24 protein-coding genes are annotated in these 25,905 nt (G+C 54.4%); 3 read left to right on the forward strand and 21 right to left on the reverse strand.

Annotated features, from left to right (window positions below):
- Positions 1–133: 133 nt before the first annotated feature.
- Genes NNL35_RS25530 through liaF form a run of 4 tightly spaced genes read right to left on the reverse strand, consistent with a single transcriptional unit; the run spans position 134 to position 3,356 of the window.
- Positions 134–550: a YugN family protein gene (locus NNL35_RS25530; protein WP_254553852.1), complete on the reverse strand. Its 417-nt coding sequence runs from the start codon at positions 548–550 to the stop codon at positions 134–136.
- A gap of 36 nt (positions 551–586) precedes the next feature.
- Positions 587–1,240 (reverse strand): response regulator, encoded by a 654-nt coding sequence (locus NNL35_RS25535; RefSeq protein ID WP_040730905.1) that lies wholly within the window; start codon positions 1,238–1,240, stop codon positions 587–589.
- 14 nt (positions 1,241–1,254) lie between these two features.
- On the reverse strand, positions 1,255–2,388 hold the full coding sequence (locus NNL35_RS25540; RefSeq protein ID WP_006676424.1) for a HAMP domain-containing sensor histidine kinase: 1,134 nt from the start codon (positions 2,386–2,388) through the stop codon (positions 1,255–1,257).
- Positions 2,389–2,390: 2 nt separating this feature from the next.
- On the reverse strand, positions 2,391–3,356 hold the full coding sequence (gene liaF, locus NNL35_RS25545; protein ID WP_006676425.1) for a cell wall-active antibiotics response protein LiaF: 966 nt from the start codon (positions 3,354–3,356) through the stop codon (positions 2,391–2,393).
- Between the two features lie 299 nt (positions 3,357–3,655).
- Between liaF and NNL35_RS25550 the strand changes: the two genes are divergently transcribed.
- From NNL35_RS25550 to NNL35_RS25560, 3 genes are read left to right on the forward strand one after another with little or no spacing between them, the layout of a single operon-like run.
- Positions 3,656–4,036 (forward strand): GntR family transcriptional regulator, encoded by a 381-nt coding sequence (locus NNL35_RS25550; protein ID WP_006676426.1) that lies wholly within the window; start codon positions 3,656–3,658, stop codon positions 4,034–4,036.
- Positions 4,033–4,890, forward strand: a complete 858-nt coding sequence (locus tag NNL35_RS25555; RefSeq protein ID WP_006676427.1) for an ABC transporter ATP-binding protein — start codon at positions 4,033–4,035, stop codon at positions 4,888–4,890. The genes NNL35_RS25550 and NNL35_RS25555 overlap by 4 nt, the downstream gene beginning before the upstream one ends.
- Positions 4,891–5,535 (forward strand): ABC-2 transporter permease, encoded by a 645-nt coding sequence (locus NNL35_RS25560; RefSeq protein ID WP_006676428.1) that lies wholly within the window; start codon positions 4,891–4,893, stop codon positions 5,533–5,535.
- A gap of 91 nt (positions 5,536–5,626) precedes the next feature.
- On the opposite strand, the gene NNL35_RS25565 is transcribed toward NNL35_RS25560, so the two are convergent.
- The 17 genes from NNL35_RS25565 to ytxC form a co-directional block, all read right to left on the reverse strand.
- The gene (locus NNL35_RS25565) at positions 5,627–5,941 is read right to left on the reverse strand and encodes a hypothetical protein (protein ID WP_083835530.1); all 315 of its coding nucleotides are present in this window, start codon (positions 5,939–5,941) and stop codon (positions 5,627–5,629) included.
- Between the two features lie 110 nt (positions 5,942–6,051).
- Complete coding sequence (locus NNL35_RS30760; protein WP_006676430.1) at positions 6,052–6,975, reverse strand: 3D domain-containing protein; 924 nt, start codon at positions 6,973–6,975, stop codon at positions 6,052–6,054.
- A 117-nt stretch (positions 6,976–7,092) separates the two neighbouring features.
- Positions 7,093–8,262, reverse strand: coding sequence for an FtsW/RodA/SpoVE family cell cycle protein (locus tag NNL35_RS25575; protein WP_006676431.1), 1,170 nt, complete (start codon positions 8,260–8,262; stop codon positions 7,093–7,095).
- 10 nt (positions 8,263–8,272) lie between these two features.
- Entirely contained in the window at positions 8,273–9,412 is a 1,140-nt protein-coding gene (gene ftsW, locus NNL35_RS25580) for a putative lipid II flippase FtsW (RefSeq protein WP_006676432.1), read from the reverse strand.
- Positions 9,413–9,479: 67 nt separating this feature from the next.
- Positions 9,480–10,451: an LCP family protein gene (locus tag NNL35_RS25585; RefSeq protein WP_006676433.1), complete on the reverse strand. Its 972-nt coding sequence runs from the start codon at positions 10,449–10,451 to the stop codon at positions 9,480–9,482.
- Complete coding sequence (locus NNL35_RS25590) at positions 10,438–10,980, reverse strand: FG-GAP repeat domain-containing protein (RefSeq protein WP_006676434.1); 543 nt, start codon at positions 10,978–10,980, stop codon at positions 10,438–10,440. Before NNL35_RS25590 ends, NNL35_RS25585 begins: the two co-directional genes overlap by 14 nt.
- Positions 10,981–11,065: 85 nt before the next feature.
- Positions 11,066–12,451 (reverse strand): sensor histidine kinase, encoded by a 1,386-nt coding sequence (locus tag NNL35_RS25595; RefSeq protein ID WP_006676435.1) that lies wholly within the window; start codon positions 12,449–12,451, stop codon positions 11,066–11,068.
- Positions 12,452–12,455: 4 nt separating this feature from the next.
- Complete coding sequence (locus NNL35_RS25600; RefSeq protein WP_006676436.1) at positions 12,456–13,160, reverse strand: response regulator transcription factor; 705 nt, start codon at positions 13,158–13,160, stop codon at positions 12,456–12,458.
- Between the two features lie 295 nt (positions 13,161–13,455).
- Positions 13,456–14,916: an ammonium transporter gene (locus NNL35_RS25605; RefSeq protein ID WP_006676437.1), complete on the reverse strand. Its 1,461-nt coding sequence runs from the start codon at positions 14,914–14,916 to the stop codon at positions 13,456–13,458.
- A 134-nt stretch (positions 14,917–15,050) separates the two neighbouring features.
- The gene (locus NNL35_RS25610) at positions 15,051–15,953 is read right to left on the reverse strand and encodes an NAD-dependent epimerase/dehydratase family protein (protein WP_006676438.1); all 903 of its coding nucleotides are present in this window, start codon (positions 15,951–15,953) and stop codon (positions 15,051–15,053) included.
- 4 nt (positions 15,954–15,957) lie between these two features.
- Positions 15,958–17,184, reverse strand: coding sequence for a class I SAM-dependent methyltransferase (locus NNL35_RS25615; protein ID WP_006676439.1), 1,227 nt, complete (start codon positions 17,182–17,184; stop codon positions 15,958–15,960).
- The gene (gene rfbG, locus NNL35_RS25620) at positions 17,181–18,272 is read right to left on the reverse strand and encodes a CDP-glucose 4,6-dehydratase (protein WP_006676440.1); all 1,092 of its coding nucleotides are present in this window, start codon (positions 18,270–18,272) and stop codon (positions 17,181–17,183) included. The genes NNL35_RS25615 and rfbG overlap by 4 nt, the downstream gene beginning before the upstream one ends.
- Position 18,273: 1 nt before the next feature.
- Entirely contained in the window at positions 18,274–19,041 is a 768-nt protein-coding gene (rfbF, locus tag NNL35_RS25625) for a glucose-1-phosphate cytidylyltransferase (RefSeq protein WP_006676441.1), read from the reverse strand.
- A 5-nt stretch (positions 19,042–19,046) separates the two neighbouring features.
- Complete coding sequence (locus NNL35_RS25630) at positions 19,047–19,808, reverse strand: glycosyltransferase family 2 protein (RefSeq protein ID WP_006676442.1); 762 nt, start codon at positions 19,806–19,808, stop codon at positions 19,047–19,049.
- A 223-nt stretch (positions 19,809–20,031) separates the two neighbouring features.
- Positions 20,032–22,248 (reverse strand): M1 family metallopeptidase, encoded by a 2,217-nt coding sequence (locus NNL35_RS25635; protein WP_006676443.1) that lies wholly within the window; start codon positions 22,246–22,248, stop codon positions 20,032–20,034.
- Between the two features lie 271 nt (positions 22,249–22,519).
- Positions 22,520–24,478: a threonine--tRNA ligase gene (gene thrS, locus NNL35_RS25640; RefSeq protein WP_006676444.1), complete on the reverse strand. Its 1,959-nt coding sequence runs from the start codon at positions 24,476–24,478 to the stop codon at positions 22,520–22,522.
- Between the two features lie 493 nt (positions 24,479–24,971).
- Positions 24,972–25,889: a putative sporulation protein YtxC gene (ytxC, locus tag NNL35_RS25645; protein WP_006676445.1), complete on the reverse strand. Its 918-nt coding sequence runs from the start codon at positions 25,887–25,889 to the stop codon at positions 24,972–24,974.
- Positions 25,890–25,905: the final 16 nt, after the last annotated feature.

Here is a 25,905-nt window from a genome sequence, read left to right on the forward strand (position 1 = left end):
AGATTATAAAACCCAATAAAAAGATATGCCGCCGGCAAGCGGCCGCATGCTCGCAGCGGCAGCCCGCAGGCCGGATATGGACGCAAAAAACAGGCCCTTGGACCTGTTTTACGATTCGAACGGGCCGGCGCCGCTAACTCATCCGCCCCAATACATTTTCTGCTTCATCAAGCTTCGTCCGCGCCCGGTGCATTTCGGCCGGGGATAGCGAAGCGTCCGGATTGGACGGCGCCTGGAACTGATTCACGACGGCGCCGAACAGCTGCACGCCAGCATCCGGATCATTGCCGACCCGGTACTCGTGCTTCAGCACGAATGGCTGCTTCATCTGAACGAATACCGATTCGTTGGCTTCCCCATCGAACGGACCGTTCACCGCCGTGAACGGAAGACGGAGCCACAAGGTGCGATCCTCATTCAAGGCGCAATCGAAGCTGCCTCCTTCATAATTCCAATTGCCGGAGACGGCGAAGCCGATCGGCTCCAACACGCGCACCAGTTCATCGGTGCCGAACTTGCGGCCGACGAACTTCCCTTCCAACTGCTGCATGGCATGCAACCTCCTTCCTCCTTATTGTGGACGAAGTCAGTCGCTTTTAACCCAACCTTTGCGGTGCGCATGGACGGCGAGCTGCGTCCGATCCTGCACCTCGCATTTCATGAGCAGATTGGAGACATGCGTCTTCACTGTCTTGATGCTGATGTGAAGCTCTTCGGCGATGTCCTTGTTCGTCTTCCCGTCGGCGATAAGCAGCAGCACTTCCCGCTCCCGCTCGGTCAACGCCTCATCATCCGACTGCGACGCCTGCTTGCGCAAGCCGCGGGTCAGCGCCTGCGACACCTCTCCGCTCATCACCGGCATGCCACGCACGGCGCCGCGGAGGGCATAGACCAGTTCCTCGGCGGATACGGTCTTCAGCACATAACTGATTGCCCCGGCCTGAATCGCTTCGAATACTTGATTATCCTCCATGAAGCTCGTCAGCATGACGATCTTCAGCTCCGGGTAGCGGCGCGTCAGTTCCCGCGTCGCCTCGACGCCGTTCATGTCCGGCATCATCAGATCCATCAGGATGAGATCGGGCAGCCGCTCTCCCCGCTCGGCCCGGGCCGAGATCGACTGAATCGCTTCAAGCCCGCCTCCGGCTTCCCCGATGACCTCAATTTCCGGATCCAGCATCAAATACGTCTTCAGTCCCATTCGGACCATCTCATGGTCATCCACGAGAAATACGGTCATCACCGTCTGTTCCACTAAGAAATCCCTCCGTCTCCGTCCCGCTCATCCTGCTCCGCGCCGCTTCCCGTCTTCAATCCGGTACCTGGCGATACTGTCTCCTCCGCCTCTTCCTCTTCTTCGCGAAATAAGGGGATATGAACGCGAATCGTCGTTCCTGCGCCAGGCTGACTGATGACGTCCAGATTGCCGCCCAGCTTGTCTACCCGTTCCTTCATCGTCGTCAGCCCGTAGCTTCCGGTCTTATAGGACGCGCCCTGCAGATCGAAGCCCTGGCCGTCATCCGCGATGGCCAGGATGAGCTGCGCCGGCGTCGCGTGCATTGTAAGCGTAACCTGCGTGGCGCGCGCATGCTTCACGACATTGGCCATCGCCTCCTGAATCATCAGGAAGCTCTGGTGCTCGATCGCCTCGGACAGCTTGATGTTCATGTCGATATCGAACTTGCCCTGAAGCCCGTTCTGCCGGCAGTAGTCGGGGAACCAGTGATCGAGCGCCTCCTGGAGCGTGCGCCCGTCCAGCTCCAATGGGCGGAGCTGGGCGATCAGGCTGCGCATTTGCCGTTGGGCGATATGCGACATCTGGATCAGTTGGTTGACTACCATTTCCGCCCGCTTCATATCCCGTTCCATCACTTTGGGCAGAGAAGAAGAGGCCATATGCAGGGCGAACAGCTGCTGGCTGACCGTATCATGCAGATCTCTGGCCAGCCTGCGGCGTTCTTCCAGCACAACCGCCTCGCATTCCTTCTCCCGATCCATCACCTGCTGCTCCGACATCTTCTGCAGCAGGCGCAGCTTCTTCTCCATCGCGTCGACCATCGTATTGAAGTCTTCATAGAGCCGATCGAAGGACGCGTCGTCGCCGAACGGAATCCGCTCCGACCAATTGCCCTTGATCACTTGCATCATGCTCAGATGCAGCACGTCGAGGCGGCGCTGCAGCCGGACGCCGGCGACATAGCCCATTATGAGCGACACGACGATGACCGTGCTGATGCCGAACAGCCACCAGTTCATGCCGTGGTACCATGCGCCTCCGTACACAATGCCAATCCAGAAGACGCTCATAATAAGGCCGCCGGAGATAAGAAAGGTAAGGAGAAGCTCCCATTTGACACTCCGGGAGCGGCGAACCCAATTCATCAGCATCGTTACCCTACCCTTGTCACCTTCACATCACCGATGAACGTGCTTACGACGATGCGAATTTTTTTGCCAGCCTCATAGAAATAAGGAGTCTCCATCTGGACGCTGCTCATAAATCCGTCCTTCTTTTGGTCGAATATTTTGACATCGCCCAGGAAGGAACTCGACGTTACGACAACCCCCAAATCCATATCGTTCGGAACGAATACCTTCACGTCTCCGATGAACGAGGAGACCGTAATCTTCGTCTCTCCGTAAGGAACCTGCGCCTTCGTCAAGTCTATGAACGTATCGCCGATAAAATGAGAGAGATTCGTCGGCTTCAGCTCCCAATAATCGCTGCCCAGATGGGTATCGCCGATGAACGCCGATTTGTGAAGCGTATCCCGCTTCGGGCTGCCTGACATGCCTCCCATCGGAGGCGGCGGCGGAACCGAACCGGCGAAGGAGCCTGATTGACCATGGAAATCACTCTTCTTCGGCTCTTTTTTCGTATAATTCGTGCCGAATTGCTCATCGAACTTGCTGTCGAAATCATAGTCCGTCGGCGGCGGTGGCGGAGGCGGCGGGGCCTGCGTATGGGCATCGTATCCCCAATCGTCCTCCTTCCAGTCCTTCCGGCGATGACGCTCCCGGTCAGGCCGCGGATAATCCCGCTTCTTGAACAGCATCCATACCCCGCCCACGATAAGGGCAAGCGGGAACAGCATTTTGAAGAAATCGCCCGGCGACATATAAATGTAGCCCAGATTCGACAGCAGGAAGTAGCCGCCGACGCCAAGCAGAATGACTCCCCAGAAGGCGCCATGCAGGAGCGAATTCAATCCAATGATGATCAAAATGGCCGGCCAGAAGGTGCGGAACAGCTCGCCGATGCTTATATCGATGTAGCCTAACTGGCTGAGCATAAAGAAAGCACCGAGCGCGATGAGCACCAGACCGCCGAACCATCGTCCCCGATTATGTTGCATGTTTCATCCCTCGCTTCTATCCTAATGCGGCTCAAGTTCATGCCGCTTCATGTATCTCTAGTGTAAGGGATGACTCGTCCGGACGCCAGCGGCGTGAGGTTGAAATCCGCCTCGGTCTCCAGACCGAGGGGATGGAAGCTGATTCCAGCTTCTTAGGGTCACCGCCTGTTGACTCTGCCAACAGGCATAGCAGGAGGCGTTCAGAGCGACCTGGTTATTAGCGTTGTTATTGACAATGATGTGCTGTGTGTATATGATGTGTATGTAATACATGCACAGTTGATATTGATGGAGGTCACATGAAAATTATAATTTCCAACGTATCCGATCCGCCGATTTATCAGCAAATCAAGGACCAGATCAAGGATGCCATCCTGTACGGCGAGCTGAAGGAGGGCGAATTGCTCCCATCCATTCGGGCGCTGGCCAACGATCTGCATGTGAGCGTGCTGACGACGCGGAGAGTGTATGATGAACTGGAATCCGAAGGATTTATTACAACAAGGCCGGGCAAAGGCTCCTTTGTCGCAAAGGAGAACCTGGAGCTATTGCTGGAATCGAAGCGGCATATGGTTGAAGTCAAGCTGACAGAAGCATGGACAACCGCTCGCGCGCTCGGAATCAGCAAGGAAGAACTCGTGGCCATGATGGAGATACTTTTCGAGGAGGAAGACCAATGAATTCGATTCTGGATGTCACAGGACTTCACAAACAAATTGGTTCATTCAGCCTGGAGGATATCAGCTTTTCTCTGCAGGAAGGCTGCATCACCGGGCTGGTTGGCATTAACGGGGCAGGCAAGACGACGACGATCAAAGCGATCCTCGGTTTGGTGTCGGCGGATGCCGGACGCATCGCCCTATTCGGCAAGGACATGGCCGGCCATGAACGGGAGCTGAAAAACCGGATCGGCATCGTGATGGATGAAGGCTACTTTTATGAGGATTTGACCTTGGAGGAAATGAAGAGTATCGTCGCTCCGGCCTATTCCAAATGGGATGAGTCCGCATTCAAGCAATATATGTCACGCTTCAGCCTGCAGCCCGGCCAAAAAATCTCGACCTTGTCGAAAGGAATGCGCATGAAATATGCGCTTGCCTTGGCACTCTCCCATCATGCCGAGCTGTTGATTATGGATGAGCCTACCAGCGGCCTGGACCCTCTGGTGCGAAGCGAGCTGATGGACATCCTGCTCGACTTTATGCAATCAGGCGGAAAATCCGTCTTCTTCTCCACCCATATTACGTCCGACCTGGACAAAGTGGCCGATGCGCTCATTTTCATGGACAGGGGCAAAATCAGATTCGTGGAGGACAAGGATGCATTGCTGGATTCGCATGCGGTTATCAAGGGGGACAAGGCGGCGCTGAACGAGGAGACGAGGGCATTGTTTTTGAGCCTGGAGGAGAGCCACTACGGCTTTACGGGCCTGACCGACAATAAAATGGCCGTGCGCCAAAAAATGAACAATGTGCTTATTGAGCGTCCGACGATCGAAGATGTGATGCTCGGTTATTTAAAGGGGGCAAAATAGATGCTGCTTCATCTTGTGAAAAAAGACTTTCTCCTGGCAAAAAAGCATTTGGCCTTCATGCTGGCGGTGGCCTTTGTATTCCCGGCTTTTATTTCCTCGAAGCTTCCTGTGTCCAGCAGCTTTTTGGCGTTTTTTATTACCTGGCTTTATTTTGTGTATCTGCTCTTCAACACCGTGTCGATGATGGAATATAAATTTAAGGGAGCGGCCTTGCTGTGCGCGACCCCCTATACTCGCCAAGCTTTGGTAAAAGCAAAATATTTGTTCATTTGCGTGCTCTTTGCCGGATGCTATTTGATTTATACGATAATGGCCCTGATACTGCCCTCGAAGCTCGAATTATTGTCCGCGGCTTCGTTCGCCGGATCGTTTCTGCTCTTTTCCGTTATATTCGGGATTTTGCTGCCGTTCCAATATCATTTCGGTTATGAGAAATCCAAATATGTATTTATGATTTTTGTCTTTCTCACGCCGTTTGTGTCGCCGGTCATCGCTCGGATGGCGCATGATTCCCGCTTCAGTCTGAGCCTTGATCTTCCTCTCCCGTCTGCCGTGCAAGCTTGGCTTCCCGCACTGCTCGGGTTGTTGATTGGATGGATCTCGATGCGACTGTCGATAACCATCTATTCGCGGCAAAACCTGTGATCACTTGGATGCAAAAAAGACCGCCTCATCGGCGGTCATTGCATCTCTTAATAATAGGGGGACGATCCAGGCGCCCTCCATGGCGGCACAATTACAGTTGTTCTGGCTGTCTTTTGGAGACACGGTTCGCTTGCGGCTTGTTCAGAGCGCTTGCGGCGCCTTCCGATTCAACCGCAAATTCCGTGTCCGCAGCTTCGTTACCTGCTGCGAATTCCGTATCCGCAAAGGCATTTCCTGCTGCAAATCCCGTGTTCGCAGCCGCGTTTCTTCCTGCAGCTCCTCCCGTGACTGCACCCGCGTTTCTTGGTGCAACTCCTGTATCTGCAGCCGTGTTTTCTGCTGCAAATTCAGCGTCAACATATTTCGAGTTCGCCGGGGACATTCTGTTCGCTTTGTTGTTTTTCATCGCATTTCACCTCCTGGTTGTTCGCCATCGTTGGCGAGCATGTCAAGGAAACGTCGTTTCCCACGACAAGTAGTATGCGATGGTCCGCCCCGCTTTATTCGCTTGGCAGGCTACTGCAGCGATTTAGGAATCGAGCCGGTTTTGAAGACGGCTTCGTTCAGTTGATTCAGCATGTCCTCCGACACCTTGCCGCTGCCTTCCTGGATAAGCTGAACTTCCACTTCTTTCTTGCCCCACTGCTTATATACCTGCTTCGTTGTATGGAAATACAAGTCGATTTTATTTCCTTTGATTTTCGAACCGATATCCGTCACGATGCCGTAGCCGTAGCCGGGAATATATAATATGCTGCCCAGCGGGAAGACGGACAGATCGGCGGCGATCGTGGACACGTAATCTCTTCGCACCTTCACGCCTGAATAGGTGATTCCGTATTCCGGATGGCCCGGTTTTTTCCCGGTCGATTCCACCCCTGCCGTATAGCCTGTGGCGATGACCTTCACGCTCTTGATCACCTGCTGCTTCCCCGGTGCCAGATTGATGTCGGAATACGACATCGTGGAAGTCGGAACCGCCTTGCGCGGCTCCTTCAGGGCCGATTGCGCCCCTTGGCCCGGACGGGCCGGAGGATTAACATACACGATCGGAAGCGGCGGAGACTGCTCGCTCCTTGCATTGTACGCCCCGAGCGCGGTTAACCGGTTCCAGGCCATCGAAGCCGAACCGTTCACCATCGACGGAAGAGCTGCATACCCATTCCATGTCTCCTGCGGAATGATTGAGACCCCCCATGCCAGCGCAGACGCGGACATTCGTCCCTGCATGTCGGCAGACACCGGTCCTTGCGCCATGATATCCGCATAGCGGTATGGATAGGCGTCCGCCGCTCCTCGGTCTGGCGTCAAAGCAATGGCCAGCGCGCCCAGCAGCAAGATGGCTGCCAGTCGAAGCCGCGAACGTTGGGCGCTATCGCCAATTGACTGCCTCATCGAACGTTCTTCCCAATTTCGTTCCTTGTTCATTCCTGTCAACATATGGTTACCCCTCCCTTAGTGGGAAGGATGTCCACGGATAATTTATTTTATGCACCATCGACAAAAAAAGAACCCCCTCCGCAAGGAAGGCGTTCTTTCGACATCAACAGAGCCACTCTATTTATGCCCCAATAGGGCAGGTTCAGCGGTTAAATGGCCGCCAACATCCAGGAGCACGTCATCCTTATGAACATGGACGCTTAGCACCAGCCCAATCGACACCATGTTCACCAACAAAGAGCTGCCGCCGTAGCTGATGAACGGCAGCGACAGGCCGGTTAACGGAACGAGGCCGATATGCATGCCGATATTGACGAAAATTTGAAAGACCAGCATCCCGGCAAGTCCGATAACGAGATAGGCTCCTGCCAGGTCGCGGCTCTCGCGCGCAATATGCGTCATGCGGAAGATAAGAAGAAAATAAAGCAGCAGCAGCGTCGAAGACCCTAAAAACCCGTACTTCTCGCCGATGACCACATAGATAGAATCCGAATACGCATAGGGAATATAGCCACGCTCGATATAGAATCCCGAGTCGCCTCGCAGCCCGCCCGATCCGATCGCATGCATGGCATTGTTGACATGCCATGATTTATCGGGATCACTGGCCGGGTCGAGGAAGGTCTGGATCCTCGACATTTGATGAGGCTTGACCAGCTTGGCCAGCAAATCGTGATCCGCGTAATACAACCAGCATATTGCCCCAATCGCCACCGCGATCGTGCCAAGCAGGAGCACCATATAGGAGGTGCGGATGTTGCCCATCCATAGCATGGCGAGCAGGACGCCAACGAAGACAAGCGCCGTGCCGAGATCAGGCTGCTTCATAATGATGAACGTCGGGACGAAGAACACGGCCCCAATCGGCAGCAGATCCCGCACCAGACGGAGCGTCCGGCCCGATCGCTTGTGGAGCAGATCGGCTGCCACCAATACCGTGGCTATTTTAATCAATTCAGAGGGCTGAAGCTGGAAGCTGCCGATGCTCAGCCACCGGACCGCCCCGTTGATATTCTCGCCAACGAACATCACGAGCAGCAGCAGAGAAAGTCCGATTCCGTATAAAACATAGGATACGGCGCCCATAAGCAGGGTATAATCGAACACCGCAACAAGCAGCGTCGGAATGGTGAACACGGCGAACAAGACGATATTGTTCACGTATAAGCCGTCCAGCTTGGTGCCGGAAGTCGCTCCATGCACAGCTATCGTGCCAATGACAATGAGCGCCAGCATGAAGATGACGGTCGGTCTATCCAATTTATTAAGCTTGCGAATATAGATCATATCAGTACCTCTAGTTCGTAGGCGGCAAAGGATTGCGTTCCTGCTCGCGCAGTCTCCGGTTGTTATCCCGGGATATATTCAACAGAATGCCGGTGCTCGCCATGCACAGCAGAAGAGAAGAACCGCCATAGCTGACGAACGGAAGCGGCACCCCCGTAATGGGCAGCGTCCCGGTTACCGCTCCGAGATTAAGCAGGAATTGAATAAATATCATCGTGACGATTCCCATCCCGAGCATCACCCCGAACGGCTCGTCGCTGCGGAGCGCTGTCATGAAGCCCCGGCTAAAAAAGAGAAAAAAGGCCATTAAAAGCAAGAGCGCCCCAACAAAACCAAACTCTTCTCCAATGATAGCGAAAATAAAATCGGTATGCGCTTCCGGCAAATAGAAGAGCTTCTGCACGCTTTGGCCAAATCCTGTGCCGGTAACTCCGCCATGCGCCAGCGCAAATAAAGACTGGATCAATTGATAGCCGGATCCGGTGGAATCTTCGAACGGATGCAAAAATGAAACGATCCGGTTGATCCGGTAGCTATGGCTGAAGGCGAGCCCGACAAGAATGACGGTCATCCCCAGACCCAGCATGGCTAGATGACGCAAATTCGCGCCCCCGATGACGATAATGGTCATCGCTATGATAGACAGCATCAGCACCGTGCCGAAATCCGGCTGCATCATAATGAGAAGCAGGATGATCCCCACGACAATCAGAATCGGAAGCAATCCCCGCGAGAATTGTTGGATTCGTTCTCCTTTGTTGCTGATAAGAGACGACAGATATACAACAAGAGACAGCTTGGCGAACTCCGCCGGCTGGAACTGCATGCCTCCAATGACGAACCATCTCGTAGCGCCATTGATCTTGACGCCGGCACAGAGGAGTGCTATGAGCAGGACAACGGTTAACAGAAATAAAATTGGCGCGGCCCTGCTCCATATCCGGAAGGGTATGTTCATAAAAACAAGCATGGCGGCAAGGCCCGCGCCGGCGAAAACCATCTGCTTCGCGGCGTAATACGACGGATTCTCATGCTTGAGGCCGACGACAGCCGAACTCGCGCTATAAATCATGGCCATACCAAAGCTGACCAGCAGCACCGTTAAAAAAAGCAGCAAAAAATCCGGCCGGCCTCTTATTTTTTGCTTCAAAGGGGTTCACCTCTTGCCAATCAGTAAGTTAAAGCGATTAAACTTTCGCCATAAACTCAGGCGCTCGCTAACCCTTTACCTCCGGATTTAACAATTCCGCGGAAGGCACCTCCGGATCGAGCCAATTGTCAATCAGATTCCGCGCATAATCGAGGTCCTCTTCATCCAGTATGCCATACCAGATATCATCCATAATTTTTCCTTCCTCAACCAACGAATAGCTGGTGAATGAAGGGAGGCTGTCCTTCAATAACATCATCTTGGCCAACCCAATCATATCGCTGGGCAAAATATCAGTGTCCAGGTTGTCACCGGCAATCTCCAGAAGCTCGGGCAGATGGCTGATCTTGTCAAGCTGTACCATTCGCTTCATCAAGGCCTGCAAAAAGATACGGTTGCGCTCCATCCGGTTCATGTCCGAATCTTCGCGATAACGCACATAGTTCAACGCCTCCAGCCCGGTATAGATGGGCTTGTTCGCTTCGATCAGGAATTTGTCATGATAACGGCTGCGATTCTGAATGTCTTCCGTGATCGGCAACTCTACGCCGCCCAACGCATCAACGACATCCCTGAATCCTTTGAAGTTGATGGCGGCGTAATGATTGACCGGATGCCGGAGCAGCTGTTCCACGCTCTCGACGCTCATTTTCGCACCGCCGAAGGCATAGGCATGGGCGATCTTGTCTTGCTTATCCTTGCCTACGATCTCTGCATATGAATCCCTCGGGATGGACAGGAGCAGAATCCGGTTATCCTTCGGCCTCACGACGGTATAGAGTATCGAATCGGAGCGGCCCACCTCCTTGTCGCGCTGATCGATTCCGAGCAGCAGCAGCGAGAACGGATCATCATCAATGCCTACGGTGTCCTCCGTGTCATAAATCGGTTTGTATGTCCGATCCAATGATTTTTCCACCTTATCCGACAGGAACATATCGAAGGCGAATACGGCAAGCTGCTTGCGCAACAGAAAGGCCCCGATGAGCACAATGCCTGCAGCAAGCGCAATAATCGCCCACTTTTTATTTAATTTCATCGTCCATCTCTCCCAAACTCATTTGGCCGCGGTATGCTTTTTTTCTCCACAGTTCGATGCCATCGTCTCTCCACACATAGACATCCATGCCCTTTTCTCCGCCGCCCAGAGCCCATCCAAGTACAATATCGGGATAGCCGTCCTGGTTAAGATCGGCCAGCCCTGCGTAATCCAGTCCATGGCCGAAGCCCTTCGTATCCCACACGACCCGCCACGCTTCATCTTCCCGCTTCAGCAAAGCCGCCTTCTGCACCTTCTCGTCGCGAATATTCGCTTCGTACACGACGACGACCTCATCGTTGCCGTCCCCATCCACATCCCCGACCGAGATGCCGTTGCCCTCCTCGCCGAGAGCCGGGATCAATAATCTGGAGAAGCCCGGAAGGTCGCTCAACACAAGGTCGCTGCGATGATGGGGTTCGGGTCGTGGAGGCTGAACCAAATCGGCCGGAGCGGAAGGCATGCTGCATCCGCCTATCCATAACAAGGAAGCCGCTGCGAGCGCTCCCCATCTCCGTATGTCTCTCATTGCATCCCCTTCTCTGCCCGTCTTCCACTCTAGTGTATTGGTTCATAACCAATAATAGGTTATGAAAAGGTTAAAATTATGTCATCTAACGCCGCGGAAGGAACACCTCAATCTTCGTTCCCCGTCCAGGCTCGCTCTCCATCTTCAGATGTCCGCCGTGCAGCTTCACGATCTCGTGACAGATCGACAAGCCCAGTCCGCTTCCGGCTCCGCTGTTGTTTCCTTTGTAAAATTTTTGCAGGACGTTCCCGATATCCTCCCCGGCAATTCCTGATCCGGTATCCTCGACCGTAAGCACAATGTATTCCTTGAGCGCGTCTGCACTCATCGTAACGTTGCCGCCGGGCGGAGTGAATTTCATCGCATTATCCAACAGATTGATGAGCACCTGCTTCAAGCGATTGGCATCCGCATCGATGACAGGCACGCCATCTCCCGCCCTGACTTCGAGCTCCAGTCCCAGTCTGGAGGCTCTAGGTGCAAGCTGTGTTCCGACATGCCGCAGCAGTTCCGGAATCTGTACCGGGGTGCGGGACAACCTAATTTTTCCATTCGCCAGCTTGGAGAAGTCGAGCAATTCATCCACCAGCTCCGTCAATCTGTCGCTTTCCGATTCAATCACGTCCAGTCCCTCTTCCAGCAAAGCCTTGCTGTCGCCGCCAGCCGACTTCAACGTCACCGCCCATCCTTTAATGGACGTTAACGGCGTTCGAATCTCATGGGATACCGAGGAAATGAATTCATTTTTGAGCTGATCGCTTCGCTGCAATCGGGATGCCATCGTATTCAACGTGTCGGCCAAGGCCCCCAATTCATCCTTGTACCGCTTCCCCGCTCTTGCCGAGAGATCGCCCTCCGCCATGTGGTCTGCGGCCAGCTTCAGTTCCTGAATCGATCCGGTAATCGTCCGCGACAGGAACAGGCTGACTACGGCTACCATGGCGACGACCAGCAGGCCGGCCGCAATACATAAGGCAGCAATCCAGCGGATGGTGGCAATCGTGCCTGTCAAGGAAGCCACGTACCTGACGGCCCCAACCGTCTTGCCGTCAGCCTCCAATGGATAGGATACCGCCAGCAAGGACTCGCCGGAGGAGGCCGATGTCCCCCGCCAGATGCCCATCGTTCCGTCCCGCGCCTGCCGCACATCCGGATAATCTATCATGCTTCCGATGGCCTGGACGTTGACATTATCCTGAAGCAGCTGTCCCGAAGCGTCAATGATTTGCACCTGTGCCGTCGTATTTTGGGAAAATCCCCGCAGCAGCCGCTCCGATTGCGCAGCCACATCCTGCCCGGAGAAATATTGCTGAAAAAAAGCGGCTGATATTTCCGCTTGCTTCACCAGAATGCGCTTGACGCTAGAATGGTAATAGTAATCCACCGACGCGATCAGGAACACTTCCAATATCGATACCGTAATAAGGATGACCGCCAAATAGCTGCCTACTAATCTTTGTCGGATTCCCACAATGTCATTCGTCCTTTCTCCAGCGGTACCCGGTTCCCCATACGGTCTCAATCCGCTGCGGCTTCGAGCAATCGTCTTCGAGCTTCTCTCTCAGCTTACGAACATGCACATCTACCGTCTTCGGATCGCCGACGAAATCCTCTCCCCAGACCAGGTTCAACAGCTCGTCCCGGGATAATGCTTTGTCGGGATGCTCCATAAATACTTTCACCATCAGATATTCCTTCGGCGTCAACCCGATCACATCATCCTGCTTGTACAGCCTGTTCGCATCCAGGTCAAGCCGGAACGGCCCGGATTCCATGATTTTCCGCGCAGGCGCGGCTGCTTGCCGGGTCCGGCGCAGCACCGTACGAATTCGGGCAACAAGCTCCAGTGGATTGAACGGCTTGACGATATAATCGTCGGCGCCGAGCTCAAGACCCTTGATCTTGTCCAGATCCTGTCCGCGCGCCGTGAGGAAGATAATGACAATGTCAGGGTCCATCTCTCTCATCCGCTCGCATAAGGCAAAGCCATCGATATCGGGGAGCATAATGTCCAGCACCACCGCTTCGGGACGGGTTGCCGCAAAACGATGCAGCGCCGCCTCTCCTTCCGCCGCCTCCGCCACCCGGAAGCCGTTCCGTTCCAAATTAATCGTGACAAACCGTCTAATATTATCATCGTCTTCAACGACGAGCACTTGATTGCTGCAGGAAGTATTCATTGCCGCCTCCTTCACTCCCATTCATGCATATACAAGGGAGAATCATTACTTCAATCAGGCTGCCGGCGCGGCCCAGCACCGGCTTTCCGCAGCGCTGGCAAGCAGACTGCGCGTCCGTTCCAGCTTCGCGATTACTTCTATTATAACGGGTGATGGGACGGTTCCGCGATCTCCCCCCTTTTCAGTGGACTTCAGCGGGGCAGGGCCAGACCGGATGAACGGCAAAAAAGCCCGAGAAGCCATCCGCGTTCAAGACGCAAACCGCTTCTCGGACCTTTTCCTTCAGACGGTATTCCTATCTTCTCAGAACGACCGGCTTCGCCGGCGAATGGCCAATCGGCTGAGGCACCGGCGAGCTGGCAGACCGGTTGTGCTGCGGAGCGTCTAGCTGGCCCATCTGCTCCGGGTAGCCGTATTCGCCGTGTTCGCTCAGATCGAGACCCATCACTTCCTGATCCTCTCGTACTCTCAGGCCCGAGATTTGCTTGATGCCATACAACAGACCATAGGAAGCGAGGAAAGCAAACGCGCCGGCCGCCGCGATTCCGTAAGCTTGCACTCCCAACTGATGGAAGCTGCCCGTATCGAGAAGTCCTCCGGTTCCGACGCCTACCTTGGCCGCCAGCTCCGTCGTCGCGAAAATTCCGTTCGAGAGCGTGCCCCAGATTCCGGCCATCCCATGGACGGACAACGCGTAAATCGGGTCGTCAATGCGCAGCTTATCGAACAGCTTCGTACTGTAGAAGACCAGTACACCGGCAACAAGACCGATTAGTACCGCTGCCCATGGCTCGACGAAAGCGCAAGAGGCGGTTATGGCCACCAGCCCGGCCAGCGTGCCGTTCAATATCGTCGGAATGTCCGCTTTGCCATTCACGATCCAGCTGATCGCGAGCGCCGCTATCGCGCCGGCTCCGGCGCCCAGCTGCGTGTTCATCGCTACGTAACCGAAAAATCCGTCATCTACGGCCAACGTGCTGCCTGCATTGAAGCCGAACCATCCGATCCAGAGAATAAGCACGCCAAGCGTGGTGTAGACCTGATTATGCCCCTTCATCTCTCCGGAAGCTCCCTTGCCGGCAAAGCGACCGAGCCGCGGCTTGAGCAGCAGCGTCGCCGCCAATGCCGCCATCGCGCCTGTCAAGTGAACGACGGTCGATCCGGCGAAGTCCTGCTTTCCATGCTCCGCCAGCCAGCCGCCGCCCCAGATCCAGTGCGCCACGACCGGATAAATGACAGCCGTGAACAAGATGGTGAACACCACATAGACGGACAGCTTCGCCCGCTCCGCGAAGCCCCCCCACGCAATCGACAGCGCCACGGCCGCGAAGGCGAATTGGAAGGTGAAGAAGACGAACGGGGGCAGGCCGTCAGCACCCTGCGGGTTGAAGAAGAAATCCCCCCAGCCGATAAATCCGCTGCCACCGCTGCCGAAGATGAGGCCATAGCCGACAGCCCAATACACGAGCGAACACAAGCCGACGGTGAACACGGTCTTGCCCGCGATATGGCCCGCATTCTTCATACGGGTCGATCCCGACTCCAACAGAATGAATCCCGCCTGCATGAAGAGGACCAGCACGGCTGACAGCATGACCCAGAGCGCATTCATTCCCGTATTCAGCATCTCGACGGACGGACCGTCCGCTGCCCGTGCCGGAACCGGTATGGATAACCCCCAGCCGATCCCGAGGAGCGCAGCCATCGTCCATCGTCCCCATTGAATTGCGTTGCGTCTTGATTGGATGCTCTGCATAATCTCCACTCCCTGTATTGTGTAAGATAATCTAACACAAATTTGATTTATTATTGGTGATTATAGGGGTGGGATCGCCTTGTTTCAATAGCTTTTCAAGAGAATGTATATTTTTCTGCAATTAATGTAAATGATTATGACATGACATTCCTCCACCAGGCAATCGTTTCCTCGATTCCGGCCTCTAGCGTATATGCAGGCTTCCATTCCACTTCCCGCTCTAAGCGCTCGATGTTGGCGCCAATGAACAGTGGCTCATCATCCGGATAAGGGATTGCCCCGAATTGAATCCGGTGGGCCCCTCCTAATCGCCGCGCAACTAAGGAAGCCAACTCCTTCACTTGAATCGGCTTGCCTGAACCGATATTGACGGTTCCCTGCACATCGCTGAAGAGCATAGCGACCAGAGCTGCGGCGACATCCTTGACATACAGATAATCCCGATACTGCCTGCCATGGGTGCATAATGCCTCCTGGCCCGCGAGCAAAGCCCGGATAATCGCAGACACGAGCCTGTTCCCGGCCTCGCGTGGACCGTACAGATGGAAGATGCGTGCCCAACCGCTGCTCACTCCCATCACTTCCGCATCCGACTGAAGCCAGGTGCGCAGCGAATGTTTGCATGCCGCATATGGTGTTTTCATGGATAGTGCGGAGCCCTCCTCGGATAAGTATCCGTCCACCCATTCATACTCTGCGCAAGTGCCGCTTACAATAACTCTCCTCCCCCCGCAGCGGGCGAACTGACGGATAAGTTCCTTGCCTGCCCGAGCCCAGCTGTAATTGCGCAGCGAATAATAGCATTGCGGCGGAACGGCCTCCCAGGCGAGATGCATCAGATGGGACGGCTTAATCCGCTCCATGAGCGCTTGCACCTCCGCGGCATCCAACAGATCGGCCCGATGCCATGTACAGCGGAGGTCCGTGCACGGAACGGTCCGATAAGCAGCATGAACATCATAACCCATCCGGAGCAGCCGGCCGACGACGAAGCCGCCTATCCAGCCGCTCCCCCCGGTGACAAGAATCGTAGTCATGGCGTCACATCACTTCGACTTCGGGCACCAGCACGACGAACTTGCCGCCCCATTCCCGGATGAAAGCACATTGTTCCATAATCTCATCCCGCAGATTCCACGGCAATATGAGCACAAAGTCCGGCTTCGTTCGCCGCAGCTCAGCCGGGTCCTTAATCGGAATGCGCGACCCTGGCAAATAGAGACCTTGCTTGTGCGAATTCCGATCCACAGTATAAGGAAGCCATAAGCGATTGATTCGGCAATAGTTGAGCAGCGTATTTCCCTTGGCTGGCGCTCCGTAACCAGCGATCGTCTTCCCCTTATCCAAGACGTCAAGGAAAAATCGAATAATGTCTATCCTCATCCGCTCCACCTTCCAGGCGAATTGCGTATAGACAGACACCTCATCCAGTCCATATTGGCGTTCCAACTCTATCACCTTATCTACACTGGCACTCACCGGATGACTGCTTGATTCATGGGTAACGAACAGACGAAGCGACCCTCCATGGGTCGCAATCTCCTCGGCCTCAACGACCTTGAGCCGATGCCGCGAGAATGCCTGTTGCAGAGCGATCAGCGAGAAGTAAGAAAAGTGCTCATGATATATCGTGTCAAATTGGTTGTACCGGATTAAGTTCAACAAGTGCGGGAACTCAATCGTTATCATGCCCTCCGGATGAAGCATACGGCGCAGCCCCGCCAGAAAATCATGCAAATCCGGAACATGCGCGAGCACATTATTGGCAATAATCAAATCTCCCCGAATTCCGTCCTGCACCAATTGCGCTGCCAGCCATTCCCCGAAAAACTCCGTTCTCGTCGGAATGCCCTTGCCTCTTGAGATCTCCGCCACATTGCGGGCCGGTTCAATCCCCAGCGTCCGGATTCCCCGCTGATGGAAGTATTGCAGCAAATATCCGTCATTACTTGCAATCTCGATAACTTGCGAATCCGAATGCAACGAAAACCGGCGCAGCGCCATATCGACATACTCCTCGGCATGCCGAAGCCAACTCGACGAATAGGAGCTGAAATATAAATAATGCTCGAAGATATGCTTAGGCGAAGCTATCTGCCCCAGTTGTACCAAATAACAAGACTCGCAAACATAAGCATGAAGCGGGTAGTAAGGCTCCATCCGCTTCAGCTCTTGAGGATCAATGAACGAGTTCGCCAGCGGGGAAGCGCCGAGATCAACAAATGTCCGGGTAAGCCCGGAATCGCAAATTCGACATTGTGAGTTCATGAGTCGCTGCAGCTCCTTTCCCTTGTGATAAATGAGGCAATCTGCCCCTCCGCAATGCGCCGCGCGTCTATCCCCGCTCCGTATTGCCGATGCCATGTCACCGTCCACTCTACCGCTTCCCTCGTCGACAGCTTGGGCCGCCATCCTAAGATGTGAACCGCTTTGCGGCTATCCAGCGTCAGTAGAGGGGCCTCATAAGGAGCATCTGCCGCCTCCCGAATGAAGGCCAGTTCTTCTCCCCACAGTTCTGTGGCCATGCGAACGATATCCTCTACGCTCACAGCCCCGGGATCAACAGGTCCGAAGTTCCAAGCCTCCGCGAATGAAGGGCTCTCCCATAGCTTCTCAGCCAGCAAAATATAACCGTGCAGCGGATCCAGGACATGCTGCCAGGGGCGAATGGCATGCGGTTTCCGGATCGCAAGCGCCGCCGATTGCGTATAAGCTCTAATAATATCAGGCAATAGACGGCCGTCCGCCCAATCCCCGCCCCCGATCACATTGCCGGCTCTGACCGATGCCAGCCGTGGAGCAGTCCCCTTCCCCTTCTGGAACCAAGCTTGTTGATAGCAGGCGGCAGCGATCTCTGCGCAAGCCTTGCTCGCGCTGTACGGATCATGCCCGCCAAGAGGATCTCCCTCCCGAAATGGAGGAGTTCCCCGTTTGCCGTCGTTAAGATAACATTTATCGCTTGTCACATTAACGACGACACGTACGCTTGGCGTCTGGCGAACCGCCTCTAGCAGATGGACCGTCCCGATGACATTCGTCTGGAAGGTATGGACAGGGTGGATATACGAGGTCTGTACTAACGGTTGGGCAGCCAGATGGAACACCACTTCCGGCTGGTGATTCGAGATTGCATGCAATAAGGCTGGGAAATGAGTAATGTCTCCCCGGATCGAGTGGCGGCAGGAAGTATGGATACGGGCGGCTTCAAATAAATTAGGAGTCGTAGGAGGAGTTAAGGAATAACCAATCACTTCGGCGCCCATCAGCGATAGCCATAGCGTCAGCCAAGCGCCTTTGAACCCTGAATGTCCAGTAATGAATACCTTTTTTCCGTTCCAAAATTGTACATCGACCATGCTACCACACCTTCCATGGGGCTTGCCTGCTGTCCCATAGCTCCATTAGTTTCTTCTTATCCCGCAGGGTATCCATCGGGTGCCAGAAGCCATGGTGCTGATAGGCCATAAGCTGCCGCTGCTTCGCCAGCTGAACGAGAACATCCGTCTCCAAGACGGACGCATCGTCGGATATATATTGGAATATGGCAGGTTCGAGCACGAAGAAGCCTCCGTTAATCCAGCCCCCGTCACCTGCCGGCTTCTCTGTAAAATCAACGACAAGCTGATTCTGCAGCGCGAGGGAACCGAATCGGCCGGGCGGCTGCACCGCTGTAACGGTAGCGTGCTTCCCGTGCGAGCGGTGGAAGCGAATCAACGCATCAATATTAACGTCGCTCAGCCCGTCCCCGTAAGTGAGACAAAATGTTGAATCCCCAATAAAATCCTGGATTCGCTTGATTCGTCCGGCCGTCATCGTCCCCTCTCCCGTATCAACGAGAGTGACTCGCCATGATTCCGTATCCTTGCCATGAAACTGAATGGATTGATCCGTCATATCCACGGTGAAGTCCGAACGGAATAAATGATAATTAGCAAAATATTCTTTAATCACATGCCCTTTGTACCCCAGACAGACGATGAAATCGTGGATCTGATAATGGCTATAAAGCTTCATAATATGCCATATTATCGGATGCGGGCCGATGTCGATCATCGGCTTAGGCTTGACTTGCGTCTCTTCGCCGATTCTTGTTCCATATCCGCCCGCAAGGATAACTGCCTTCATTAAGCTCACCCCCATAACCTCATATAATCCGGATAGATCCGAAGATCTGTCGTCTGGGTAACAAGCTGCAAATACCGGTGTTCTAATTCATCTCTCGTCACAACATGTTGATGACCCATGCCGAGCTTGATGCTTTCTTGTGACATCGTAGGGCCGATCTGGAGCTTGCGCAGCCTCAATTGCTCCGTCCAGGGGCTGAAGTCGAATTTCAATATAAAAGCGGGCGCCGGATAGTTCACGCACGGGAACTCACTGTATGGATGGAGGGAATAATGTCTTCCCGTCCAATAGTTGCCATGAGGAAACTTGTGAATGAACCTCCCCATAATCGGCGAAATAAACCCGTGATGGCGCTGCCGAACTAACGGAACGGCCGGATGGGGATCGGGATACCCGTACTTCGGATCATCTACCATGTAGATCGATCGGATAAAATACATATCACTTCCCAGTGCCTCCAAAGTTGTGTAAAATTGTTGCTTATCCCGGAAGCATAGAAATTCCGTCGTGTTCAATACGGTTTTCCACCCGGTACATTCCCTCTCGATCTCCATCACTTCACGATCAACTAAGACAGCGTCGAACTCATGCACTGTGGAATCCCGTACTTCCCAATGAGGGGCAAACTGTCGGCAGATGTCAACGGAGCGGTCGGTCGATCCGCGATTAAGGAGAATTCCATGATCGAACAGCGGAACATGGTGCCGCAGCCACCACGGCAGTAAATACTCTTCGTTATAAAAATGAGAAATAATGGTACTGCACATAGTTGTTTTCCCTCCTTTTTCCCAATATATGAACCAAGGTCCCATTGGCTTGTACATTCACTCCCGTTCCATCGCCTTTTTTCACGCCTTCTTGCCGTTCCCGTTAAAACGGACAAGGGCTGCCCTTGTCATCGTTGATGACAGGAGCAGCCCTTACATGCTGGAAGCAGCCGTTGCAGTGGGGGAAGCAGTCCCATACAGCCGCAAGGCATTGAGCGGTATTCTATTCTTTGAACAATTGGGACAACGGATTTTCGGTAAACTTCTCTTTATAGATCGTCCCGTCCTGCTTGAATACTTGATACTGGTGGAAGTTCTGCGTCGGGAATAACGTGCTGAAGCTGGCCGTCGGCAAAAATGCCTCTGCCGCCTTGTCATTGATATGATCGCCGGTCCAGAAATAATGCACCACGAGCCGGTTCTTATTGTACGGATGAACCGCGCCGTAAGCGCCATAGAAACCGCGTTTGCCCATCACTTCCTTCCACGGGAAGCCGGATTGCGCCGACTTCTCCACGAGCTGAGGCTTCATCGCTTGCACGAAGGCGTTCTTCGACGAATGGCCGATCGCGATAACATTGCTCTTCGCCAGCGTCGTCTCCATATTTTTCTTGACCGCCTGCCGCTCCGTCAACACGGTAGCCTTCATGCCCCACATGTCCAGCATATTGACAAGGCTATCCTTCACCATCTCCTGCTGTGCTGCGGCTTCGGGGCTTACGGAGTCGCTCAGCACGATAGCCAGCGGTTCGCCATGCAGCGTCTTGGCCATGATGCGGACCATTGATTGTTGCGGAAGATCCGGATGTTGTCCCAGGATGCCGTCATACATTTGAGTCATCGTCGTCCGGGTGTAGTTCGCCTTCTCCGCTTCGGTCAACCGGAATTCCGGCTTCAGCTCATAATTCGGCTTATTCAGATTATCATCTATCCGCTGGCGAATCTCGGTCCCGAGCTGATCCCCTATCGTCTGCAGCAGCCCTTCGACCGTCGCGTTGCGATAAGCGTAACGATTATAGTACTCTTTCATGAACGAATCGAACTTGGCTTGTCCTACCGTGCGGTACAGTTCATAGATGGCCAGGCGCCCTTTTTTGTAAAATACGGCATCGGGAGAGTCGCCCACATTGTCATTTGTGGAGTTAATCGACTCTTCCAGCGGAAATTCATCCATCCGCACGCCGTCGAAGCCGCTCATCTTGTTGCCCTGTTCTTCATAGAAATAGGCCATGGCGAAGTCGGCAAATCCTTCATCCAGGAACGATTCATGCTCTGAATCATTGCCGATGATGGAATGGAACCATTGATGCGCAATCTCGTGCACGAAGGCCGTCTTATTTTCAGGATCATCCAGCGGACTGACCAGCCCCATCTGGATGAGTCTGGAGAATTCGACAGCCACGCCCTCGACATGGGATTCCACGATGCGGAATTCCGGATAGTCATAAGGACCGAACTTCTCGCTGAAGAAGGTGATCGCCTTGAACGCCTGGTCGATATATTGATTGATGACGTCCGTTTTTTTCGGATCATTGTCGTCATTGTAATAATAGTATTCCACGGTCAAGCCGTTCACCGTTTTGCTCGCCTTATGATACTTCGGGCTGGCGAAGAAGACCAGCTCCCGCGTTTTGTCGGCCTGGGCCGTAACCGTTTTGCGTCCGGGCTCTGCCGCCGCTTCGGACAGTTGGCCCGGCATCGCTACCTGCAGCTTTTCCGGCACATTCAGGCTGACGCGATAATCGGCCATATCGTAATAATCGGATTCGAACGTTTTGCTGTACGGCTTCTTCGCCCATGCATGCGTCTTCCCGTCATAGACCGACATGACCGGGAACCAATGCGCGCCGTTCACAATATCTTTGTAATAGGACAGCCGCTGCATGCCGAACGGAATCTTCGTCTTGAATTCCAGTTCCAGCGCGACCGCCTCCCCTTCCTTCAACGCCTTCGCCAAGGAAACCGTCAGCGCCTGATTCTCATTCTTGAAATCGAGCGTCCGTCCTGTGCTCGCATCCTTCACGCTAATAATCTCAATACCGCCGAGGAAGTCCTCCGGCTTTTTATCGGGATTATCCTTGGCGATCTGCTCATTGTTCCGGGCGAACATGGTCGGCTGGGTCTCCTTCGAGCGGTTCGCATCGGCGAACAGGCGGAAGACGACATCTTGAAGCGGGTCGGAGGACGTATTGCGGTACGTTACCTTCTGCTTGCCGGTAATCGTCATCTTCTCCGTGTCCAGCTTCGCTTGAATATCATATTGAACCTGTGCAGCGGTCTCCCGCTTCGCCTGTTCCGCCGCGGCGTTCTGAGTCAAGCCTGGCTTGCCGCTCTCCTGGGCATAGGCGGTGCCTGTCCCGGCCAGAGGAGCCAGCATGGTGAAGGCCATCGCTGCCGCCAAAGTCGTATGCAGCAGTTGGCGTCCTGTTATTTTTATCAATATCCCCACTCCTTCATCCTTGCTGATGGGTCTTGCTGTTACTCCTATTGTAACGGACACAAGAAGCGGCGTGCCAGTGATTTCCCTTATCGGAAACTTACAAACTTGTCAGACGGAATTCCAATCCGGTTCCTCGATCTGCAGCTCTCTCATGCAAAAAAAGACGCCTGTCAGCGACAGACGTCTTGTATGGCAGCTTAGCCCGAGAGGTGTTCCGCACGCGGCTTCAGCTTCTTCTTCTGCTTCGGCGGCACGCCGGCATGCTATGCGGTTATTGCTCCTTCGGCTGCGCGATATGGCGCGTCCGAATCTCTTCCTGCATCAGGCCGATAAGCTCCGCGAGCGGCTTCATGCCCAGATCGCCTTCTCCGCGCTTGCGGACGGAGACGGCGCCTTCGTTCTTCTCATTCTCGCCGACGACGAGCATGTAAGGCATTTTCTCCAGCTGCGCTTCGCGGATTTTGTAGCCGAGCTTCTCGTTCCGCACATCGGCTTCGGCGCGAATGCCCGCATCCAGCAGCTTCTCGGTCACTTCCTTGGCATACGCCTCATACGTCGGCGATACCGGAATCACCTTCGCTTGAACCGGCGACAGCCAGAGCGGCAGCGCGCCAGCGAAGTTCTCCAGCAGGAACGCCGTCATGCGCTCCATCGTGCTGATGATGCCGCGGTGAATGACGACCGGACGATGCTTCTGCCCGTCATCTCCGACATATTCGAGCTGGAAGCGCTCCGGCAGCAGGAAGTCCAGTTGCGCGGTGCCCAGCGTCTCTTCCTTGCCCAGCGCCGTCTTGATCTGCACGTCCACCTTCGGACCGTAGAATGCGGCTTCCCCTTCGGCCTCGAAGAACGGAAGGCCCAGCTCTTCGACCACTTCGCGGAGCATGCGCTGGGACATTTCCCACATCGCATCGTCCGGGAAATACTTTTCGGTATCCTGCGGATCCCGGTAGGACAAGCGGAAGCGGTACTCCTTGATGCCGAAGTCATCGTATACTTTGCGCAGCAGCGTAATGACGCGCGCGAACTCTTCCTTGATCTGATCCGGACGGCAGAAAATATGAGCGTCGTTCAACGTCATCGCCCGCACGCGGTGGAGCCCCGTCAAGGCGCCGGACATCTCGTAGCGGTGCATCATGCCGAGCTCCGCAATCCGGACCGGCAAGTCGCGGTAGCTGCGCATCTCGCTCTTGTACACCATCATATGATGCGGGCAGTTCATCGGACGAAGCACGAGCTCCTCATTGTCCATCTCCATCTTCGGGAACATATCTTCCTGGTAGTGCTCCCAGTGGCCCGACGTCTTGTACAGCTCGACGTTAGCCAACACCGGCGTATAGACGTGGCTGTAGCCGAGGCGCTCCTCCATATCGACGATATAGCGCTCCAATGTACGGCGCAGCGTCGCCCCGTTCGGCAGCCAGATCGGCAGACCCTGGCCGACTTCGCGGGAGAAGGTGAACATTTTCAGTTCCTTGCCCAGCTTGCGGTGATCCCGTTTTTTCGCTTCCTCCAGGAAATGCAAGTATTCATCCAACTGCGCCTTCTTCGCGAAGGCGGTGCCGTAAATCCGCTGCAGCATCTGGTTGTCCGAATTGCCGCGCCAATAAGCGCCGGCAAGGCTGAGCAGCTTGAACACCTTGATCTTGCCGGTCGACGGAACATGCGGGCCGCGGCACAGATCGAAGAACTCGCCCTGATCATAGATCGTGATCACCGAATCCTCCGGCAGATCGCGAATCAGATCGAGCTTCAGCTCGTCGCCAATGTCCTGATAGATCGCCAACGCCTCTTCCCGGGAGACGACACGGCGCGTAATCGGCAGATTCTCCCCGATAATCCGCTCCATTTCCTTCTCAATCTTCGGCAGATCTTCCGGCGTCAACGAAATATCGAGATCGATATCATAATAAAACCCGTCCTCGATGACCGGACCGATGCCCAGCTGCACATGCGCATCCTTGTACAGACGCTTAATCGCCTGCGCCATCAGATGGGCGGTGCTGTGGCGCATCACTTCCAGCCCTTCCTCCGAATCCGCCGTCACAATCGCCACCTCGGCGTCTTGCTCAATCGGCGTCGCCAGATCGACCAGTTTGCCGCCCAACTTGCCGGCCAGCGCGTTCTTCTTCAAGCCGCTGCTGATGGAACCGGCGACTTCCTCCAATGTTGTGCCCTGCGCATACTCCCGTACGGCGCCGTCGGGCAGAGTTACTTTGACCATAGACATGATGCTGGACCTCCTCATTTCAGCTGTTGCGCTGCGATATCCGTACGCGACATCTGTGCAGCCACCGCGAAAGCCCGCGAATAACAAAAAAACACCCGTCCCTGGCAAGGGACGAGTGTTCATATACGCAGTTAACCCGTGGTTCCACCCTCATTCAACCGGATGTACTTGTACCCTCGCAACACCGCATAGCGCGATTCCTGCGATTGTTCTTACCGGTTCTTGAGCATTCGGTAACGGGAATGAATCGTTGAGCGATACTGCCCGGCAGAGCCGCATGTCCGGCTTCCGGGGTTCCCGCCCAATGCTCCGAAGGGGTCAATATGCGCGGCCACCGAAGGGACTTGCAGCCAAGGTCCCTCTCTCTGGGCGGTTCCATCTCGCCATTGTTGTCTTCGTCACAGCATGTTGCATCGCGACTGATATCGCATTTTTGATTATGCCATATTATATGGCATTTTCGGCAGGAGGTCAAGCACAGAGGCCCCGCCTGTCAATAGTCAGGCGCCGTCTCCTGCTTCTGCCAGAGCATCGATTGACAGGCGTTGCAGCGGACGCAGACATGGACCCGCGATTCGAAAATTTGCTGAATCGTCTTGATGACCTGCGAATCCGGCTCCCGGGTATGAATGACGATATTTTGCGGAGAGACATTGATGAGCGTGCTCACAATCATGTCCTCCATTTCCATATCGCAATCGACCATTTCCACAAAAATGCCGTCCATGACATGCTTCGGCTCCAACGGCTGCAGATCCTCATCCAGCAAGGTAAAATCATGGCCTCCGCTATGCATCAGATGCGCCAGCGGCACCTTCGTTTCCTGAATATAGACAAAATATTTCAACAGCGCGATAAATTCCTGGTATTGCCGTTCGAGCACAAATTCATCCACGGCATAATCGACGACTTCCTGGAGCTCGGCCATATAAGGCTGCAGCCGGAAGCGGATGAACCCGTCCAGATGAAGAGAGGTCTGCTCCTCCAAATAGCTGCGGATAGCGCGCATCACCTTCTTTTTGCGGCGCCGCCGCGCTTCCTGGCCACCGGTATCGTCACCGCCGCTCAATAGCAGCAGACAATAATCTTCAATTTTGACGCATTCCTCCGGCTCATAGCTCGTATATTTTTGAATCAAGGCGCGCAGAAGCTGCTCTTCTTTGGCAGACAGAATGAATTCGGCCAAGGCGCGGGCACTTCGATTCCATACTTCGGCGCCATGGCGCGCCAGTTGAAAATCAGGCAGCACTCCGCTGCATGCAATGGAGCTCAGCTGTTCACCGAACGTGACATCCAATTGGATAACCGTCTGTTCTTTATGTAAATCACCCAGCTCCTGCTGCAGCAATTTGCTTAAAGACAAAACCTCTTCCCGTGACGCATTCGGAAGCGTTAATGTGAACAGTTCCATACGCCCACTCCTTTCT

The organism is Paenibacillus dendritiformis, from assembly GCF_945605565.1.
Taxonomy (GTDB): Bacteria; Bacillota; Bacilli; order Paenibacillales; family Paenibacillaceae; genus Paenibacillus_B; species Paenibacillus_B dendritiformis_A.

What these genes read in the sequence shown, in the direction of transcription:
- NNL35_RS25585 (WP_006676433.1), bottom strand. Translation starts at nt 10,451, where the DNA reads ATGAAATTAAATAAAAAGTGGGCGATTATTGCGCTTGCTGCAGGCATT.
- NNL35_RS25600 (WP_006676436.1), bottom strand. Translation starts at nt 13,160, where the DNA reads ATGAATACTTCCTGCAGCAATCAAGTGCTCGTCGTTGAAGACGATGAT.
- liaF (WP_006676425.1), bottom strand. Translation starts at nt 3,356, where the DNA reads ATGCAACATAATCGGGGACGATGGTTCGGCGGTCTGGTGCTCATCGCG.
- NNL35_RS25535 (WP_040730905.1), bottom strand. Translation starts at nt 1,240, where the DNA reads ATGACCGTATTTCTCGTGGATGACCATGAGATGGTCCGAATGGGACTG.
- NNL35_RS25560 (WP_006676428.1), top strand. Translation starts at nt 4,891, where the DNA reads ATGCTGCTTCATCTTGTGAAAAAAGACTTTCTCCTGGCAAAAAAGCAT.
- NNL35_RS25575 (WP_006676431.1), bottom strand. Translation starts at nt 8,262, where the DNA reads ATGATCTATATTCGCAAGCTTAATAAATTGGATAGACCGACCGTCATC.
- NNL35_RS25555 (WP_006676427.1), top strand. Translation starts at nt 4,033, where the DNA reads ATGAATTCGATTCTGGATGTCACAGGACTTCACAAACAAATTGGTTCA.
- NNL35_RS25550 (WP_006676426.1), top strand. Translation starts at nt 3,656, where the DNA reads ATGAAAATTATAATTTCCAACGTATCCGATCCGCCGATTTATCAGCAA.
- NNL35_RS25615 (WP_006676439.1), bottom strand. Translation starts at nt 17,184, where the DNA reads ATGAACTCACAATGTCGAATTTGCGATTCCGGGCTTACCCGGACATTT.
- NNL35_RS25540 (WP_006676424.1), bottom strand. Translation starts at nt 2,388, where the DNA reads ATGCTGATGAATTGGGTTCGCCGCTCCCGGAGTGTCAAATGGGAGCTT.
- NNL35_RS25605 (WP_006676437.1), bottom strand. Translation starts at nt 14,916, where the DNA reads ATGCAGAGCATCCAATCAAGACGCAACGCAATTCAATGGGGACGATGG.
- NNL35_RS25530 (WP_254553852.1), bottom strand. Translation starts at nt 550, where the DNA reads ATGCAGCAGTTGGAAGGGAAGTTCGTCGGCCGCAAGTTCGGCACCGAT.
- thrS (WP_006676444.1), bottom strand. Translation starts at nt 24,478, where the DNA reads ATGTCTATGGTCAAAGTAACTCTGCCCGACGGCGCCGTACGGGAGTAT.
- NNL35_RS25590 (WP_006676434.1), bottom strand. Translation starts at nt 10,980, where the DNA reads ATGAGAGACATACGGAGATGGGGAGCGCTCGCAGCGGCTTCCTTGTTA.
- NNL35_RS25610 (WP_006676438.1), bottom strand. Translation starts at nt 15,953, where the DNA reads ATGACTACGATTCTTGTCACCGGGGGGAGCGGCTGGATAGGCGGCTTC.
- NNL35_RS30760 (WP_006676430.1), bottom strand. Translation starts at nt 6,975, where the DNA reads ATGTTGACAGGAATGAACAAGGAACGAAATTGGGAAGAACGTTCGATG.
- rfbG (WP_006676440.1), bottom strand. Translation starts at nt 18,272, where the DNA reads ATGGTCGATGTACAATTTTGGAACGGAAAAAAGGTATTCATTACTGGA.
- NNL35_RS25630 (WP_006676442.1), bottom strand. Translation starts at nt 19,808, where the DNA reads ATGTGCAGTACCATTATTTCTCATTTTTATAACGAAGAGTATTTACTG.
- rfbF (WP_006676441.1), bottom strand. Translation starts at nt 19,041, where the DNA reads ATGAAGGCAGTTATCCTTGCGGGCGGATATGGAACAAGAATCGGCGAA.
- ytxC (WP_006676445.1), bottom strand. Translation starts at nt 25,889, where the DNA reads ATGGAACTGTTCACATTAACGCTTCCGAATGCGTCACGGGAAGAGGTT.
- NNL35_RS25565 (WP_083835530.1), bottom strand. Translation starts at nt 5,941, where the DNA reads ATGAAAAACAACAAAGCGAACAGAATGTCCCCGGCGAACTCGAAATAT.